The 15,467-nt window shown below is 54.0% G+C and carries 26 protein-coding genes; 2 read left to right on the top strand and 24 right to left on the bottom strand.

Annotation, left to right across the window (positions count from 1 at the left end):
- Nucleotides 1-12: 12 nt before the first annotated feature.
- From ACQRAJ_RS07815 to ACQRAJ_RS07700, 24 genes are all read right to left on the bottom strand, one after another.
- Complete coding sequence (locus tag ACQRAJ_RS07815; protein ID WP_427748272.1) at nucleotides 13-264, bottom strand: hypothetical protein; 252 nt, start codon at nucleotides 262-264, stop codon at nucleotides 13-15.
- 2 nt (nucleotides 265-266) lie between these two features.
- Complete coding sequence (locus ACQRAJ_RS07810; protein WP_427748271.1) at nucleotides 267-890, bottom strand: toxin glutamine deamidase domain-containing protein; 624 nt, start codon at nucleotides 888-890, stop codon at nucleotides 267-269.
- A complete protein-coding gene (locus ACQRAJ_RS07805; protein ID WP_427748270.1) occupies nucleotides 880-1,893 on the bottom strand; it encodes a DUF4417 domain-containing protein in 1,014 nt (337 codons plus the stop codon). Before ACQRAJ_RS07805 ends, ACQRAJ_RS07810 begins: the two co-directional genes overlap by 11 nt.
- A 177-nt stretch (nucleotides 1,894-2,070) precedes the next feature.
- Complete coding sequence (locus ACQRAJ_RS07800; RefSeq protein WP_427748269.1) at nucleotides 2,071-2,385, bottom strand: HNH endonuclease; 315 nt, start codon at nucleotides 2,383-2,385, stop codon at nucleotides 2,071-2,073.
- Nucleotides 2,386-2,663: 278 nt separating this feature from the next.
- A complete protein-coding gene (locus ACQRAJ_RS07795; protein ID WP_427748268.1) occupies nucleotides 2,664-3,119 on the bottom strand; it encodes a hypothetical protein in 456 nt (151 codons plus the stop codon).
- A 383-nt stretch (nucleotides 3,120-3,502) separates the two neighbouring features.
- Nucleotides 3,503-3,793, bottom strand: a complete 291-nt coding sequence (locus ACQRAJ_RS07790; protein WP_427748267.1) for a hypothetical protein — start codon at nucleotides 3,791-3,793, stop codon at nucleotides 3,503-3,505.
- Nucleotides 3,760-4,059 carry a hypothetical protein gene (locus ACQRAJ_RS07785; protein WP_427748266.1) on the bottom strand — a complete coding sequence of 100 codons (300 nt, stop codon included), beginning with the start codon at nucleotides 4,057-4,059 and terminating at the stop codon, nucleotides 3,760-3,762. The genes ACQRAJ_RS07790 and ACQRAJ_RS07785 overlap by 34 nt, the downstream gene beginning before the upstream one ends.
- A gap of 160 nt (nucleotides 4,060-4,219) precedes the next feature.
- Nucleotides 4,220-4,393, bottom strand: a complete 174-nt coding sequence (locus ACQRAJ_RS07780; protein WP_427748265.1) for a hypothetical protein — start codon at nucleotides 4,391-4,393, stop codon at nucleotides 4,220-4,222.
- On the bottom strand, nucleotides 4,393-4,851 hold the full coding sequence (gene dut, locus ACQRAJ_RS07775) for a dUTP diphosphatase (RefSeq protein WP_427748263.1): 459 nt from the start codon (nucleotides 4,849-4,851) through the stop codon (nucleotides 4,393-4,395). The genes ACQRAJ_RS07780 and dut overlap by 1 nt, the downstream gene beginning before the upstream one ends.
- A 101-nt stretch (nucleotides 4,852-4,952) precedes the next feature.
- Nucleotides 4,953-5,237: a hypothetical protein gene (locus ACQRAJ_RS07770; protein WP_427748262.1), complete on the bottom strand. Its 285-nt coding sequence runs from the start codon at nucleotides 5,235-5,237 to the stop codon at nucleotides 4,953-4,955.
- A complete protein-coding gene (locus tag ACQRAJ_RS07765; RefSeq protein WP_427748261.1) occupies nucleotides 5,224-5,550 on the bottom strand; it encodes a hypothetical protein in 327 nt (108 codons plus the stop codon). The genes ACQRAJ_RS07770 and ACQRAJ_RS07765 overlap by 14 nt, the downstream gene beginning before the upstream one ends.
- Nucleotides 5,547-5,777 (bottom strand): helix-turn-helix domain-containing protein, encoded by a 231-nt coding sequence (locus tag ACQRAJ_RS07760; protein WP_427748260.1) that lies wholly within the window; start codon nucleotides 5,775-5,777, stop codon nucleotides 5,547-5,549. Before ACQRAJ_RS07760 ends, ACQRAJ_RS07765 begins: the two co-directional genes overlap by 4 nt.
- Nucleotides 5,774-6,160, bottom strand: a complete 387-nt coding sequence (locus ACQRAJ_RS07755) for a hypothetical protein (protein WP_427748258.1) — start codon at nucleotides 6,158-6,160, stop codon at nucleotides 5,774-5,776. Before ACQRAJ_RS07755 ends, ACQRAJ_RS07760 begins: the two co-directional genes overlap by 4 nt.
- A gap of 503 nt (nucleotides 6,161-6,663) precedes the next feature.
- Entirely contained in the window at nucleotides 6,664-6,912 is a 249-nt protein-coding gene (locus tag ACQRAJ_RS07750; RefSeq protein ID WP_427748257.1) for a hypothetical protein, read from the bottom strand.
- Nucleotides 6,913-7,111: 199 nt separating this feature from the next.
- Nucleotides 7,112-9,316: a phage/plasmid primase, P4 family gene (locus ACQRAJ_RS07745; protein WP_427748256.1), complete on the bottom strand. Its 2,205-nt coding sequence runs from the start codon at nucleotides 9,314-9,316 to the stop codon at nucleotides 7,112-7,114.
- Entirely contained in the window at nucleotides 9,309-9,836 is a 528-nt protein-coding gene (locus ACQRAJ_RS07740; protein WP_427748255.1) for an ERCC4 domain-containing protein, read from the bottom strand. The genes ACQRAJ_RS07745 and ACQRAJ_RS07740 overlap by 8 nt, the downstream gene beginning before the upstream one ends.
- 70 nt (nucleotides 9,837-9,906) lie before the next feature.
- Nucleotides 9,907-10,467: a hypothetical protein gene (locus ACQRAJ_RS07735; protein ID WP_427748254.1), complete on the bottom strand. Its 561-nt coding sequence runs from the start codon at nucleotides 10,465-10,467 to the stop codon at nucleotides 9,907-9,909.
- Between the two features lie 201 nt (nucleotides 10,468-10,668).
- On the bottom strand, nucleotides 10,669-11,169 hold the full coding sequence (locus ACQRAJ_RS07730; RefSeq protein WP_427748253.1) for a hypothetical protein: 501 nt from the start codon (nucleotides 11,167-11,169) through the stop codon (nucleotides 10,669-10,671).
- Nucleotides 11,169-11,780: an AAA family ATPase gene (locus ACQRAJ_RS07725; RefSeq protein WP_427748251.1), complete on the bottom strand. Its 612-nt coding sequence runs from the start codon at nucleotides 11,778-11,780 to the stop codon at nucleotides 11,169-11,171. Before ACQRAJ_RS07725 ends, ACQRAJ_RS07730 begins: the two co-directional genes overlap by 1 nt.
- On the bottom strand, nucleotides 11,780-12,271 hold the full coding sequence (locus ACQRAJ_RS07720) for a hypothetical protein (RefSeq protein ID WP_427748249.1): 492 nt from the start codon (nucleotides 12,269-12,271) through the stop codon (nucleotides 11,780-11,782). The genes ACQRAJ_RS07725 and ACQRAJ_RS07720 overlap by 1 nt, the downstream gene beginning before the upstream one ends.
- Entirely contained in the window at nucleotides 12,255-12,464 is a 210-nt protein-coding gene (locus tag ACQRAJ_RS07715) for a hypothetical protein (RefSeq protein ID WP_427748247.1), read from the bottom strand. The genes ACQRAJ_RS07720 and ACQRAJ_RS07715 overlap by 17 nt, the downstream gene beginning before the upstream one ends.
- Nucleotides 12,465-12,673: 209 nt before the next feature.
- Nucleotides 12,674-12,841: a hypothetical protein gene (locus ACQRAJ_RS07710; protein ID WP_427748245.1), complete on the bottom strand. Its 168-nt coding sequence runs from the start codon at nucleotides 12,839-12,841 to the stop codon at nucleotides 12,674-12,676.
- 64 nt (nucleotides 12,842-12,905) lie between these two features.
- A complete protein-coding gene (locus ACQRAJ_RS07705) occupies nucleotides 12,906-13,124 on the bottom strand; it encodes a helix-turn-helix domain-containing protein (protein WP_427748243.1) in 219 nt (72 codons plus the stop codon).
- Nucleotides 13,125-13,598: 474 nt separating this feature from the next.
- The gene (locus tag ACQRAJ_RS07700; protein ID WP_427748242.1) at nucleotides 13,599-13,790 is read right to left on the bottom strand and encodes a helix-turn-helix domain-containing protein; all 192 of its coding nucleotides are present in this window, start codon (nucleotides 13,788-13,790) and stop codon (nucleotides 13,599-13,601) included.
- A 137-nt stretch (nucleotides 13,791-13,927) separates the two neighbouring features.
- On the opposite strand from ACQRAJ_RS07700, the gene ACQRAJ_RS07695 reads away from it, so the two are divergent.
- Both ACQRAJ_RS07695 and ACQRAJ_RS07690 read left to right on the top strand, forming a co-directional pair.
- Nucleotides 13,928-14,155 (top strand): transcriptional regulator, encoded by a 228-nt coding sequence (locus ACQRAJ_RS07695; RefSeq protein WP_427748240.1) that lies wholly within the window; start codon nucleotides 13,928-13,930, stop codon nucleotides 14,153-14,155.
- A 93-nt stretch (nucleotides 14,156-14,248) separates the two neighbouring features.
- The gene (locus ACQRAJ_RS07690) at nucleotides 14,249-15,379 is read left to right on the top strand and encodes a tyrosine-type recombinase/integrase (protein WP_427748239.1); all 1,131 of its coding nucleotides are present in this window, start codon (nucleotides 14,249-14,251) and stop codon (nucleotides 15,377-15,379) included.
- Nucleotides 15,380-15,467: the final 88 nt, after the last annotated feature.

Below are 15,467 nucleotides of genomic sequence, written 5' to 3'. Positions count from 1 at the left end.
AATAGCAATCTGCTAAATGATTCCCTCAGCGAGAACATCTCCAACATCTTCCGCATCGTCGCTGAGATTAAAAAAGATAGGCGCATAATTAAGTGCTGCAAAATCAGACTTACGAATAACGATGGGGCTAAACTCGCCGCCCGTGCGCTCTTCTCCATCGTCGTAGTCGAATACGAAATAGTCAGCGTATTCCTCGAAATGGTTAATTTCATGAGGATACTTCTCTTTGGCAATCTTAAGTGCCTTGTCAAACAGCGTTGCCATAGTTACACCTTCTGCCTAGTGAACGCATGTTTAGCGTAATCGGTAAAGCTCTGGTTATCGATTCGCGTTACTGTAGCATTTGAAACCCTTTTAAGACTCAATCCGCTATAGCGCTCGTTTGTTTGCGGGTCGATATAGCTAATTTTACCATTATGGTTCTCGGCAATGAATACATGGCCGTTGTGTCCCTTGCTAACGCCAATAATTGCCCTTGAACCATTGCCGTAGTTTTTCATTTCATTTTCAAGTTTTCGCATCGACTTGCCAACATTAACGATGCGCGGGTTTGAAAGACCCTTCAAGTAATCTTTGCCATACGGCAATAGATCGCCTGAATATGTCGGAAGCGCCGTAACGTTATAACCCCTTCGCCTTGCCTCGTAGGTCAAAACGCACCTCTGGCAATTCGATGAGTAGGCATCATATTCAGGGTTGTAATGCGGGTTAGTTCCAGCTGAAGCTTCCGCAGGCTGCATTGGCTTTCCCCGCTCACCAAGCGCCTCTGATAGCGTTTTCGGTACGCGAGGACCAATTACGGTTTCCTCGTAAGCCGCGCCGTTTCCACCATTACCTGGCTCAACTTCGTATGTTTTACCACTTCGTGACCAGCTGCCCCTACCGCCCATGAAATCCACCTGCCTTGTACTCGACGACCTCGCAGCCGCCGAAATCGAATCCGATATTCTTTCCGTAAAGAAGCACGCGGGACGGCTCCAGGCGCCTCATCGCCTCGCGCATACCTTCGTGCCATACCTTTTGAGCGTCCTTGTCCCGCGCCACGCCCACGGTGGACGTCGCCACGGTCGAATGCTTGGGGATGCCCTTGAAGCAGAACCTGTAGCTGCTCGGTTGCGCCCACGAGAGCGTTGGAACGACCGTTATCCCTTGCTGGGCCCAATACCAGCCGAGCGCCGCGCTGCGGTAGCGGTTCCACTGCTGCATGGCGTCGGGCATATCCATGTAAAGGCTAAAATCAGGCGTGAGCACGCATTTATAGGGCTTCAGCACGTCCAGATACGCACCTGGGCGCTGCCAGAGCCGCTCGAATTGGTAATCGTCTATGAAGAAGTGGCACCCGAGGTCGGCCTTGTCTGCCGCCTTGGTGGTCTTCGCGTAATTGAAGCCCTGAAGGTCGCGCGGCCCATCCATCTCTACCTGCGGTAGTGGTGGAAAGCCGTCTCGTGCGCAATCGAGGCGGTTAATCAGATCTAGGTTGTACGCGCGGTCTGTCTTCAACCGCTCCGCGCCGTAATCGAGCTTCTTGCTCTTGAAGTCAAGACCGAAGCGCGTCATGTCGAAGTCTTTGAGGCTCCGTACCTCCTCGCGCAACATGGACTTGTTATATGTGGCGATATCGCCCGTCTTGTTATCGGCTATTCTGAACGCCTTGATTTGCTCCGGCGTCAGATCGTCGCAATATTCTATTTTGGAATCTGGAATCTCGTCCCACCCGAGCGACTTGCACGCCGCCACGCGGGTGTGGCCGAACACGATAACGGGGTTCTCGGGCGACTCCAAACCGATGGTTCCGCGCAGCCCGAACTCCTTGATGGACTCAGCGACCTTCGGAATGGCCTTCTCATTGTGGCGTGCGTTGCGCTCGTACGGAATGATGTCCGAAATTAGCATTCGCACCACCTTTGACCTGCTGTTTTGTTTAGTCCTTGAGAAATTCCACACTTGGGGGGTATTTCAGCCCAAGGCGCGATGGGGGCTATAGGGGCACGGGAGGGGGACTCACCCACCCCTGCAACCAAAGCATCGAGTCGGCAACATATGGTTATCGATAACCGATGTGCATCGCGGTCATGCTGTCCAGTCTTGCGATGCGTTCGGTTTCGGAGTCTTACGCTTGGTACTGCTGCCCGCCTCGCATGTGAAGCCAATGCGGTTGCCCTTGCGCTCGTTGCAGATGCGGTGGGCAGGCTGAACGTTGTTGTGGTCAAGCTCCGAGCCGCCAAGTGAAACAGGGATGATCTCGTCAAGCTCATAGCTCCATGGGTGGAGAGGCGGGAGGCTATAGTCTATGGGCCGCCCGCATATGGCGCATGGTAGCCCTAGGGACTTGACCCTTTGCCTGAGTATGCGGCGACGATGCCCGTTGCGGTCGTTGCGTGACATCCATTGTCCTTAGTGGTGGGGGCTGTGTGTGCGAGGGGGACGCACTGAAGAAGGGACAGCCCCGCTATAGGTGGGTGGCATATGCCGCCCCGACCCCTCATTGATACGGCGTGTGGGGCGCTGTGATGCCCTCAAATGCCGCACTTTAGTTATACGGGATAGTTAGGGCGAATGGTTGCGAAATATGGCGCAGATTGGCGCTGAATGCCGCAGGATAGCGAAATAGTACGCAGTCGAGGCACAAAAAAGCCCCGCACGCCTGAGCGCACGGGGTTGGGCTAGAGAAGAGCCGCCTGTCCCAAGCCGGTTCTGGCGCGGGCCATGCCGACGGAATCGACCCAATCGAGCGCGCAGGACACATCGACCTGGGCCTGTCGTTCGGACACGCCCAATGCGCTCGCGGTCTGATGCCAAGGCATGTCCTCGATGTAGTGCAGCTCCAAAGCGTCCGCCCAGCGCTGCGTGATGTTCGCCGCGCGGATACCACGGCAAAGCTCGCGCCCCTCCTCCACCTGGTCAGTGAGGTCGCGGATTTCGGACGCTGCCGATTTCTCTGCGTCCATGCGCAAATCTGTAGCGCGCATGGCGTCGCGGTTGCCGGTGCCGTGCCCGATCGCATCATAGGTCTGCGCGCGGACAGATTCCCGCGCGCGCATGGACGCGATTATCGCCAGCCTGCGGTCGATTGAGCGCTGGCACGCCCTGATGTACTCGAAATATTCGCGCGCAGTCAATCGAGACCCCCAGATTTGATTGAGAAGTGCATGTTTTACCTGCAATATTATACCGCGCGGTACAACCTAGGCGACCACGCTAGCAGCCTTGTATGCGTCCTCCTTGCGATTGAGCGACCGCACTTCACGGTAGCAGCACTTGCAAAACCCAGATACGCAATAGGTGTTTCGTCCGCACATTGGACAGATAGCGGGCTTGCTCAGTCGCTCGCGCTTCGGCTTCGAGCTTCCGGTGATGCGGAACGAGAAGCCTAAATAGCTCTTCGTCCCATTGTTGATGTACCTTTGCATCGTGGACTCGGCGATGCGGTTTGCGCGAGCAGCAGCCGCGATTGATTGGTAGGTAACTCCATCAGAGCGAGTGACGGTGTATCCAGTATTCTTCATTGTGTATCGCCTACGCATTGCACGGTATCGAGTGCGCCCGATAGCCACATTGTGAGCGCAGTAGACAGAACCACCATCACGGCACGGTCGAACTCCACGTCAGTGACGCACTTGGAATCGCGCTTCTTTGCATCGGCGTTAGCGCCGAATGGCTGAACGAGAGCTGTCCGGATCGTATTCAATGATTCAGCCATAGCACTCTTGTCCGATTCACTAAAGCCACCTTGCCATCCCGCGAACGAGAGCATCGCTTCTAGCGTTGGGTTGTGCTTGAATGATTTGAGCATATCGGCTCCACCTCCTTGCGCAGCTTTTTCAGGCAATCAATGGCCTTGTCGATATCGGATAGCGCCTGACCTTTTGACAAGCAGCGCCAGACGTATTTGAACGTGCAGCACCACCACCAGACGATTATTGCCGATTTGTTGAACTCGTCCCTCCACCTCGTCATAGCGGATTGCATGGCGCGTGTCGCGGTTATATATCCGTCACCGAGATAATGGCGGGGACAATTCGCGTCGTAGGTGAGAACCTTGCTGGAATCGTCATCCATCTCCACTCCCATTACTTGCATGGGGTCACCTCCATGTTTCTGCGGAGATAGCCGACATATGATGAGGTAATACCGCAACGCTGAGCTATCTGCTTGTTGGTAAGTCTCTTGTCTTTCAGCAGCTCCATTGCTTTTAGTGTCTTGGGGCTTTTTGTTCCGCTCATTGCTCTACCTCCTTCGGCTCCCAGAAATTGCATCTGTTCCATGGCTTGCACTCGTGCGGCAGGTTGCGCCAGCACGTCAGATACTTGACCTCGACCACAGCGCTCTTGGTCGTGTGCGGATTCTTTGCGTGCTTGCACGTGGCGCAGCGCTCACCAACTTTGCTAGACATCAGAACCTCCCCGATGACCCGAAACCGTCAGCGCCGCGCGATGTCTGGGTCAAGCGCTCAACTTCCTCAAATGCCACGGAATAGTGCGCTATGAAAATGAGCTGTCCGATTCGCTCGAACGGCTCCACCGTGTACGGCTCAGTGGACATGTTGACCAAAGCGCATACGATCTCGCCGCGATAGTCGCTGTCGATGATGCCTGGAGCATTGGCGAGCTGTAGCCCGTGGTTGATTGACAAACCAGAACGGATAGCCTGCAACGCAAACATGCCGTGCGGCATTGCAAGGTGTATACCCGTACCGAACTTCACAATCTCGGACGGGAAGATGGTCTTTGGCTCCGTGATGTTGGCTCGCATGTCGCAGCCCGCATCGCCAACGCCGTGTGCGTAGGTTGGTTTCAGCTTTGGGCTGTCGAATTGCGCCTTAATTACTTGGATATTCGGTGAGACTTTCATCTAGTCCTCCGTACACACCGTGACGATAGCCATGACGTATACAATTAGGGCCGCGACGAACGCGACCCTACGCTTGGTGATATTCATTTGTTCGTTCCCTTCTATTTAGCGAAGTTCTCACAGGCTACGCTTTGCATATCGCGCATGTGGTCGGCAGTCCAGTTAAGCGCCCATGTTGCCGCTTCTACCGGCTTTTCGTATCCATAAAGTTCACGACCAAAAGCGGCGTTGAACTCACGAGTGCAAATGCCGTAGTCGCAGCAGTATTCGAGCATGAATGCGCACTCGGAGCACGTTGGCTTGCCCTCGCCAAAATAAGCATCAATGTCGTGCTCAAAGCATCCTGGCGGCAGGTTGTAGCCGCTGATGGGCTTAGATTCGAGCATCGCCCACCACCTCTGCTCCGCAGTTGGGACAGTATTTAAACGGCTCCCATGGTCGGTTAAATGTCGTCCGACACCTGTCGCATCGAACGCTGTCCTCGAACTCGTGGTCAGTCTCGCTAATATGGCATGTCGGTCGGTCGATTAGGTCGGCGAGCTTCTCGACGTCGTATGCGCTAGACACCCCGTCAGCATCTCCGCAATGAATGTCGAGCGCGTTCAGAACGTCCGAGTCCAGTACGCCTGTGCTGTGGCACATCTCAGCGCAGTAGCGGAGGTTTCCGACTATCTCGCGGCGCCTCTCATCGGTAATCATTCGTCCACCTCCACAACGAGATCGTGTACGTCTATAGCCGTCTCTTCGGCAATTGAGAACAGGTTTCTTAGTGAAATGCTCCTACGACCGTTCAGTAGCTCGTTGAAATACGAAGTCGAGATGCCAAGAGTCTTGGCAAAATCGTCTTGCGTTAGGTCGTGGTCAATCAGATAGTGCTGGATTGCTTTCTTGTTGAGCACATAGCTGGTCGATGCCTTTGCTGTCATTCCTCACCCCTCAGCTTGCGGATACGCTTCTTTATGTCGTTGAATATAATGGTCGTGCATCCGCCCCCGTCATAGTCTGGGCGAGTGCATTTGGAGCAGATTCCCGATGTGCTGTAATACAGGCAGGAATTGTCAGCCTCTATGCACTTGTCCAAGTCCTCTTCAAGCTTCTCCCAGCTGTCTGGCGGGCTAAGAGTGAAGCTCTCTGTTGCGTAGATGCCCAAGTCATCTCGCCTCTTTAGTTCGACCCTCCATTGCCTCATGCTCGGTCTGAAGTTAAAGCAAACGACCTCGTACTCCTCGCCTGATACTTTCCCGTACAGGAGTGCCGTATCCAGCGGAATCTCGCGGCCTTCCGCGTCCTTTGGTAGCTCTACGGTCATTTGGTCTCCTTTCTTAGTTCGCTAGATTTGCCGTTATCGCTTGCTCATCCAGCGCTTACGGCGCGACAATCGCTCGACCCTATACGGTCTAGGGTCAAGCAAAAACCACGCCTTATACGCGCTGAAAATCGGTTATTCGGTTTTGTCCACCTCTGGGGAAGGTGCGCGGTTGAGAACCTTTGGGCGCAGCTCAGCGCAATCGGCGCTCGGATAGGTCTGCGCTACTACTTTGCGTATGTTCGCCGCGCATACCGCAACGCCGTAAGCATTAGCCATGCTTGTTCGGTCTGTTCCATGCGCTAGGAACGAATGGTACAGTTTGTCCACCATGTCCAAAGCACTCTCCCACGCCTTGCAGCGCTCGCGGTACATCTTCATGCGGTCGCGCGTCTTGGATAGCTTCGACTCAAGACCCCGGCAATGGCGCTCTAGGCTCGCGTACCGTCGCTTTAGATCGGATAGCTCTTCTGCGTAGCTCAGGGCAAGAGATTGGTAGTCCTGCATCACTCATCACCGTTAAGCGTCTTGGTGAGGTTGTCAACGCGCTGCTTGCTCTCGATGATTTCGATTCGCTTTTTCAGCTTCATCATTTCGTCCATTGCTACCAAGGCTAGAAGCAAGGCAACGCTAGAGCCGAACATCGCCGCGTACACGTTTTCAAGAGTCTTGAAATACATCACGAAATTAGCCACGGCTGCGACGACGATAATCGCTTTCGCAAGCCATGAGGCGTACTTCGCATACTTTGTCATACGCGCTCCTTTTCTATTGGGTTGTTGGATGGTTTGTTACGTTGTTACGCTTGCACGCCCTATATATTCTTTTATTTCTATAACGCGTGTGTACTTATAGAAGTTAAGAATTGGCGGCGATTTGAGCGTAACAACGTAACATAGCTATGTTTACCTGCGAAAACCTTGTTACGTTTGGTGTTTCGTAGAACGTAACAAATTAGTCTCGAACGTTACAAATACCGAACACACGTACTAATCTTGTTGAGTCGTCAACACGTGCTGGTTTGCTTTCGAGTGTCGCACCGTTTTCAAACGTAACATTCTCTTTGACCTTCGCAGTCCATGTTCTACGGGCATAAGGCGAACGTTCGCCGCTGTCCTCGCACCACTGCTTGTACTCTCCGTACACAGTTTCGATAGCGCGATTAACAAGCTGGTCGCCCGTAATGCCACAATCAACAATCCACCTGATAACCGAATCGTTGTTCTGGCGTACCTCTTCCACCTCTGCCGCCATATCTGGGATGGTGGTGAGCGTGCCGCGCCGTATCAAGTCGCCCAGTGCCATAAGACCAAGCAGCGCCCCGCGCTCTAGGACTTCCGGTTGCGCTAGCTTCTCGGCTATGTGCGGATCGTAGCCATCCGTGCCAGGCGAGAACCGCCTGCGGAACGGGATGAACGCCAAGCGCCTGAAGATGCCGTCCGTTGTATCTGAAAGGCGCGGCACCGAATTCATTGAAAACACCATTGAAGCGCTCGGGCGAAACTCGTAGCCATCGCCGTTCTTCACGTCCGTGTAGATGGCATCGCCGGTGACAAGCTTCTTGAACATGGAAAGTTCGTCTCCGCGCAAAAAGCCGTCCGGGATATCGTCACCGAGGTTGGCCAGCTTTCCGACAACGCGCCCCGCCTGGAACCGCTGACCCAAGGTCGCAATGTCCAGACTCGACGTGTTCTCGGTGCCTAGGATAGATCGCAGCCAGTTAAGATAGGTCGATTTGCCGTTGCTAGCCTTTCCGCTCGCGCCGCCCGCCTTGCCTATGAGCATGGGCGATTGGCTGAGCACGCGACGCGAGCACATGCAGGCTCCTATGACCTCCTGCATGGCTAGCATCGTCGCGCTGTCGCCGTTGCTTATGGATTCCAAGAACTCATCGGCGGTGTTGCGCCCAACGCTAAAGTTCAAGTTGACGGGCAGGGTTGCGATGATGTACATGGACGGGTCGGGTTCGACCTCGCGTTCCTCCAGCACGTCATAGGTGCAATTGGCGAACTGCACGTAATAGCCGCCGTCGAACTCGCGGTCGCTCGTCACACTTGGTGCCATGTCCATGATGTAGCTTGCGACTTCCGCTTTGTCCTGCTTCTTTGCATCATCGGCAAGACGTAGCGTACATCGGTTGATAGCGCGTGTCCCGAACTCCCATTTGCGACCCATCCATACGGCTGGTGCTCCGTCGATTTTTCTGGCGTGGTTCTCGGACATTACCATCTTGGCAAGCTCGTTGGTGAGGATGCCGCCGCGCTTGCCGCGAGGTGCCGCCCCTCCACTACCGCCACTGGAATGCCCAGGTGCGCCGACGGTGCGCTCATCGTCACTTGGTTTGTATCCGATTCCGCCGCCCTGCTCGTATTTGCACGCGCTCTTTACGATGCGGTCGATATCGCGTGAGTCCATGGGCGGCTTGCACCTCATGAAGTTCGCGCCGAGTACGGCATTGTGTATTTCCTCGTCCGAGCGCCCGATGCTTCTGAGGTGTGACGCATAGCGGAAAAGCGTCTTGTCGCGCTCGCCAGACTTGATTTCGGCTGGTAGCGAGAACTTGCCATTCTCCTTGCGTGCGTTCACCTCATCAGAACCGTTGCGCTGGATGTAATCGAGGAAGTCGTAGACGTTATCGTCCGCTGTTGCTATGTCCACTTCCCAAGGCGATGCGATCCATTCGTACATCTGTCCGTTGGGGTGGATGGAGCCAGCCGCGACGACGAATGAGCCGTCACAGCGCACGTCCACGCCCAAGGTCGAGTTAGTAGATGGATGGATGTTCGTCCGACCAGTCCTAAAGAAGTAGTGCCTACCTCCGCTTCCTGTGACGGCTATGGGCGTGTCGGGCAACTCACCGTGGGTTGTCTCCCACTCCTTGAGCGTCGCTAGACCGTCCTTGGAATCTGACACATCGAAATCGAGGACGAGCAGACCGCCGCTCGGCGCTCCGCACGTGATTCCGATGTTTGCGTTAGGGTGTTCCGTCCAGTAGTTGATTACATTGTCTGGGTTGTCCGTCCAGTCATTCAGGCCGTGGCGTGCCTCCGATGCCGGGACTTTTCCGCGCGGAGCCACCGGAAAGACGGCGAACCCGGCTCGGACGTATGAAAGCGCCGTCCTTCCCAGCTCGGATAGGCGCGATTCTCTTTCATCCATCGTATTGGACTCCTAGCAGTTCGCAAATGCGCCGCGCGGTGTGTGCTGGATGGCAGAACTCAAATCGAGTGCCGTGGTTAATCTCCATCGCACTCATGATTCGAGCGAGTGTTGCGCCCGTCATTGGCTTGCGGTGCCCCGCTCTGCAACCCATCGACTGTTTCGGGTTACAGTAGCCCATTCGCTTGCGTTGACAGCGAGCGCACACTCTGTTCGTCCATCCAGCTATGTCAGCGACTTGTTTGTATTTTGGCGTTTCAACCAGAATCACAAGCCTGTATCCGGCTTCACGCGCCCTGTCCATCTCTCTCGCAAAACGCGCGTGGTCTTTGCCGCAGTTTCCGGCGACTTCCTGTACGTTGCGTTTCGTGTCAATTGAGACGTTCGAGCTGTCGGTCATGTAATCGCCGAAGTCGAGCTTTCGATATTCGTACTTGACCCCGTGTTTCTCGAACCATCTGTCGATGTTCTCGTGCTTACCCTTCTGTTGTCGGGTATCGCAGTAGATCAGCCCGTTCACCTCCCCTCGCGTATGAAAAGGGCTCAGCGTGTTGATGCGCCAAGCCCTGTATCAGATATGCGGGTGAGGTTTAGTTGAACGGGATGGGGCCAGCGTAGACGTTAGCCGCAGGCTCCACAACCGCAGGAGTAGTGGATGGAGCGCAACCGCCGTCGAGCTTCTTGGTACCGCGTGGCTTCACCTTGCCGTCACGCACGTCTTGAACTGGAACGACCTGACAGACGTTAAGGCGCGTCTTGACCTCGCCGTTGTACTCGTACTCTTCCTCTTGGATGTTGATGCCGACGAGACGGTTTGTGAACATGTCGAGACGGCCTGCGTCCCATGCTGCGAACGGGTCAAATCCGGGGTTGGATGCCTGGATGGCTTCGAGACGGCCCTTGAGCATACCAAGCGCCGTGTCCTTGTAGCTCATGAAGAAGTGGTGGGCGTAGGGGTGCGACTGGCCCCAATCATCTGAGTAGTAGTTCGCAAACTCGCCCTCGGCAATGTCGAAAACGGCTTCGACATACTGCTTTGCATCGTTGTCTTCGAGCGACACGAGACGTGCGACATAGCCGCCCGGTGCGGGACGCTTGAAATCGCCCCCGTCTGCGGTCGCGGTCACACTGCCCCAGTTGACGTTACGCATGTTGGTTCCTTTCCGCTACGCTTCGTAGCTTGTTCTCAAAAAGGCGGTCGCGCTTATCGAAACATTGCGGTACCTCGCCAAGCGATGCCCTTAAAGCATCGAAGGTTCTGTCTGCCGCCACGTCCGGGTCGCAACCGCCCTGTATCAACTGTTGGTATCTGTCCTCGCAAAGACGTCCCATCTCCGCGAGGGTTTCGTTATCTACGCGCATTCCTGATTGCGCTTTCCGAGAGCGCCGCCGTAGAGCGAAGAGTTGAGCCATTCATATTTATCTGGTTCATTCTCATACAGCAGTGCATCGCACTCGGCTTTTGAAATAGGAGCATAGTCGATGAACTCTTTGTTATCGGCACACGCGATTCGTATTATTACGGTTGCAACGTGGTCGTTCACGATTACTCGCCGTCCATCAATCGTCACGTTGTCGCGCCTAAGAGTTCGTTTTAGATCGCACTTGAACTCTGATGATGTATAGCCAACATCGTTATTTCTAACGGTGTTGAGCATGATGGCGTTAACCACGTCTCTTACAGCTTGGTTCGCGTACAGTTCCTCAGCTCTATAAACGCACTTTGACACATCGCGCACGCGATTCTTGCGGTTCTCTTCCTTGTCGGCGGAATAGCCGCTACCGTCGAACTCTTCTTGCGTCAGTTCATCTTCTGGCTGCTCGTCACAGTCGTACTCATAGCTATCTGGCATTACTCTTCACCTCCGATAAAGTCTCGGATGCCCTTGTCGATTAGCGAGAGGTCATTAGGCAACTTGGGCGTATCGAAAATGCCGCAGCTCTTGGCGGGTGGCTTATCGTCAACGATGAACACGTGTTCACCCTCGATTACCTCGGACAAAACGCAAACGTTGACCATGCCAAGAAGGTCGATTTTCTCGTTGACCATCTTTCCCATGAGCTTTGGGATGATGTTATTGAAAGCATCAGAATCGGTGTGCATGGTTATGTACACGATCACATCGCTAGGCAGCTCGTTGATGAACTCGACAGTGTAATAGACCTCAGCGGCAATGTTCTTGTAGATGGAGTACTGGTCTTTATCTCCGATATGCTTGATGAACAAATCGGTAACGCAGTACCCGAAATCATCCACAACGACCGTCTTGTATACGTCAGCGTACTGCTTGATGATTCCGCGCAAGGCTGCAAACTCTTTGGTGCGAGCGAACTTCTTGCCGCCGCGAAACGGCAGCATGGTTTTTTCGCACTCGATAAGCCCGTATGAATTAACGGGCATGTTGCGCATCGAGTAGGTCTTGCCAGAACCGGACGGCCCTAGGATAAGCACCGGTACGCCCATTACTCCACCTCGCCCGTAAGCAGCGCGGCAGCGGCAGCACCGAGGTTGTTACCCAGGGCTTCGACCACCTTTGTCGTCTGTACTCGAACGGTCGTGCCGGTCATCATAGGCGGCTCGAAACGCTCTACCATCTCACACCCATCTGGCAACTCTCCATCGGCAACGGCTGCATCCAGAACCAAATCTGGCTTTACGCTGACAAGGCGATTGAGCGTATCTAATCCGCCATCGGACGTGCGCAACCACTCGACGAACTCCTGCGCGTTGGAGATGGAGGGGAAATGCCCGACTTTCGGCTTGCTCATTCGCGCCGAGATCGTACCGACCTTCTGACCGTTAACGGCGAGCTGCTTCTGGGTGACTCCATATGCCATGAAGTCATCGCGCATCTGCGCATCGACTTCCTCGCGTACCTGCTTCTCTGCCTGCTTAACGGCCTTGCCGAAAGCGGTGATGACCGCAAGTCTCTCTTCGTTACTCACGTTCGGCATCGCTAACCGCCTTGCAAAGAGACTGTTCTAACAAGATGGATGATTCCTCCACCACGGGGAACTCATGCACGTGGCAATCGTCCTCGCCGCCGAAAAGCGCACCGTTCGCGCCCTTGCTCACGGCAAGCGCCGTCTCCATATTCTTGAAAACGCCAATGGGCGTGTAGCCTTGGCTGACCACGTAAACCTTCATAATTCTCCTAATTTAGATATCTTGACCTGTACAAGCGCACGACCTCGCGCTCAGCTTCTGACTTTGTCGCATCTGGGCTGACGGTATACAGTAGCCGACGCACGCGGACGATTCCTGCGGGGCTGTACCGTTCGTCGTCGGTAACCTTCGATGCGTACCACGCTCCGTTTTTGCGCTCGACAGACCAACCCATGAATGACATGATTCTCCTAGTAGTACATCCCGCTCGGTGCGGTGCCCTCGATGAGACCTGCTATAGCTATGAGCGTGACCATCAGGACTACGCAAGCGACCGTCTGGGTTCGCTCGCTCAATCCGTGCCACCACGCGCCCAGGTTCTCGGCTGCATCGAACAGGCAATTTCCGATATAATCCATCTGAGACCTCCTTTCTGTCTGGTCTTGAGCCGTTTCCCGTGTTGGTAGCCCGTGGAACGGCTTTTTAGTTTTCATTCATCCAGCGGTCGAGTTCAGTCACGCTGATTAGCGCGTTACGCTTTCCGTATGTCTTGAACTTCAGGCGTCCCGCCTTGTGCTCTGCATACAAGGTTGATCGCGGCACGCCCGAATAGAGCGCCGTCTGACGGACTGTGTACGCCATTTGCGGTTTCAGCCCGGCGGCTATAGCGAATTGCAGCGCTCGGCTTTGAATCTCTTCCATGCTTCACCTCCTAGAGCCGCCAGCGCGGTTCTATAAGTGCGCCCCAGCGCCATGCGGTACGTATCCTGATTTGCTTATAGGCGGACTGAGAACTAATCGAGATTTACGATGACTTGATTAGCGGATACGCACCACGTGACGCTGGGGCTTTGATATGGGATGCGTGGGATACGCGGTCATTTCCTACCGCGCTACGGCTCTCCACGCTTACCGCCAGCCCGTGGGCTAGAATCTTGGTTTCGCCTAGCCAGCTCCGGCTAGACTCGCGTATTACGCTGTCCTTCCTTCCGATACCTTGCAGGGCATCGGCAAAGGCTCTATGCGGTTCTCAAGGGGCGCTATCTCCCTTTGCGTCCCGCTCGCACCGTACTGGCGAGTGTGGTTGGCCCGATCGCAGGAGGCATGTTCACGTAGAGAGGTTCGTGATTCGCCAGTGCGGCGCGTGCGAAACGCAGTTGGTAAATAAGTGGTTGGCTAGCAAAAGTCAGAAACTTTGCATCCGATAATTAGTGCGATAGTTCTAACTTCGTTCCAAAGCCACGGGGTCTCTCCCGTGAGTTTGTTGGTCAGTGAATCTGGAGTAATCCCAAGTTCGGCAGCCATCTTTTTCTTGGTGTTGCCAGACTTTTGCAACCAGCCTCCGACTTTCTCTGTAATCTTGTCCATTGGCTAACCTCCTTTCGTGTTGTCAATTGGCAACTCATAAGGTAGTTGTTAATTGACAACTTTGCAAGAAGATTTTTTGCCTATTGGCAATTTTTTTTGTATTTAGTACAATTCAGGGACGACAGAAGGAGGGTCTCATGGCATTCACCGAAACCCTAAAAGCCGTAATGAAGGCAAAGAACTTAAGGGCAGTGGATATTGCATCAGATGAAGTCACATCTCCATATCTGTCTCGTCTTCTTAACGGGAAAGTTAAAGAACCGACTTGGCAAAAAGCCCTGGTTATTATCAAGTCGCTTGATATGACCGTTGATGATTTCTGCGAGCTTGAAGAACGAATAGCAAAATCAAAGGAGATGGAGTAATCAAAGACACAAAAAAGCGCCCCACCAACCCGCCAAGACAAGTGGAGCGCCGCCCTTCCTGCAAACCTACAATTAGAAGGGAATAGGTTCATTATGCCACGTTCATCATGGGGAACCAAAACCAAAATCGACAAGAACAAATGGCGTATCCGATGGTGCGAGTGGGACGGTCTCAATCGCGTACGCCGCTCAAAGACGCTCTATCCCTGCACCTCGCGTGAAGCTGACGATGAGTTGCGCCGCCTTTGGCAACTCCACCACCTTCCGCCAAATGAGCGCGTTGTTCCATGCCCGACATTCAAGCAGTGTTGGGATGAATGGTATTTCCCACAGCTGGAAAAGCAGCTTGAGAATGGCGATATGTCGCGCAGCACATTCGTCAACTACCGTAGCGCATGGAGGTCTAAGGTCTCGCCGAAGTGGGCAAACGTTGCCATGAATAAAGTGAGAGTTGAAGAATACCAACGTTGGTTGGACAAATTCACTGCGGCACAGGCTCACGTCTCGCATATCATTATTCTCAATCTCGTCAACTGTGCGAGACTTCACGATGTGGACGGCATTTCTTTTATCGATGCAAAATACAAAATGCCGCGCGAAAAGAAAAGCACAGGCGATAGCGGGCTAGAAGTCTATACGGTAGCCGAAATCGACAGCATCCTTGAATCGTTGCGAGGTAGTCGCATCGAGGGCGTTGTGATTCTAATGGCAAAAGGCTCATGCCGTGTCGGCGAAGCGGTGGCAGCAGCGGTGAAAGACATTACGTTTGATGAGCACAATGGACGTACATACGCCGTCTACGACCTTTATCACCAGTATTCTCAGAACAACAGCTTTGAGCCTCTTAAGACGGCAGAAAGCCGCCGTCCAATCATCATCCCGCCGCCGTGGAGCTTGCGGCTCGCCGAGATAGCAAAGCAGCGCACAGAAGACCAGGAGTTATACATCTGCGACAAAGGCACTGGAATGCCGATGGATCGCAAGAGGATTACAGGTGAGTGGATTGGCTATTACAGGGATGGAACGATTAACTTGCGCTACCTGACCATGACAAAGTTGCGCAACTCATGGGCAACCGCAATGCTTTGGAAGTACGGCATTCCAGCACAGATGGTTGACAAAATGATGGGCCACGCCGCGAAGAATATTCTCGGTAAACACTACGACCGCCCCGACAAAGAACTGTTCATCGAGACGGTCGATAGCGCGTACTTCGGAAATTAGTTAGGTACCCTTAAGGACAAGTTAGGACGCAAAACATTTATGCAAGCGTTCTACCTGCTGGTTTGTTAAAATGACCTAGTCCTCGGCG

The organism is Collinsella sp. SGI.184, assembly GCF_050313415.1.
In the GTDB taxonomy this organism is placed as follows: domain Bacteria; phylum Actinomycetota; class Coriobacteriia; order Coriobacteriales; family Coriobacteriaceae; genus Collinsella.
The sequence above is the reverse complement of the archived record's forward strand: the minus strand, read 5'-3'. Positions and strand labels throughout refer to the sequence as shown.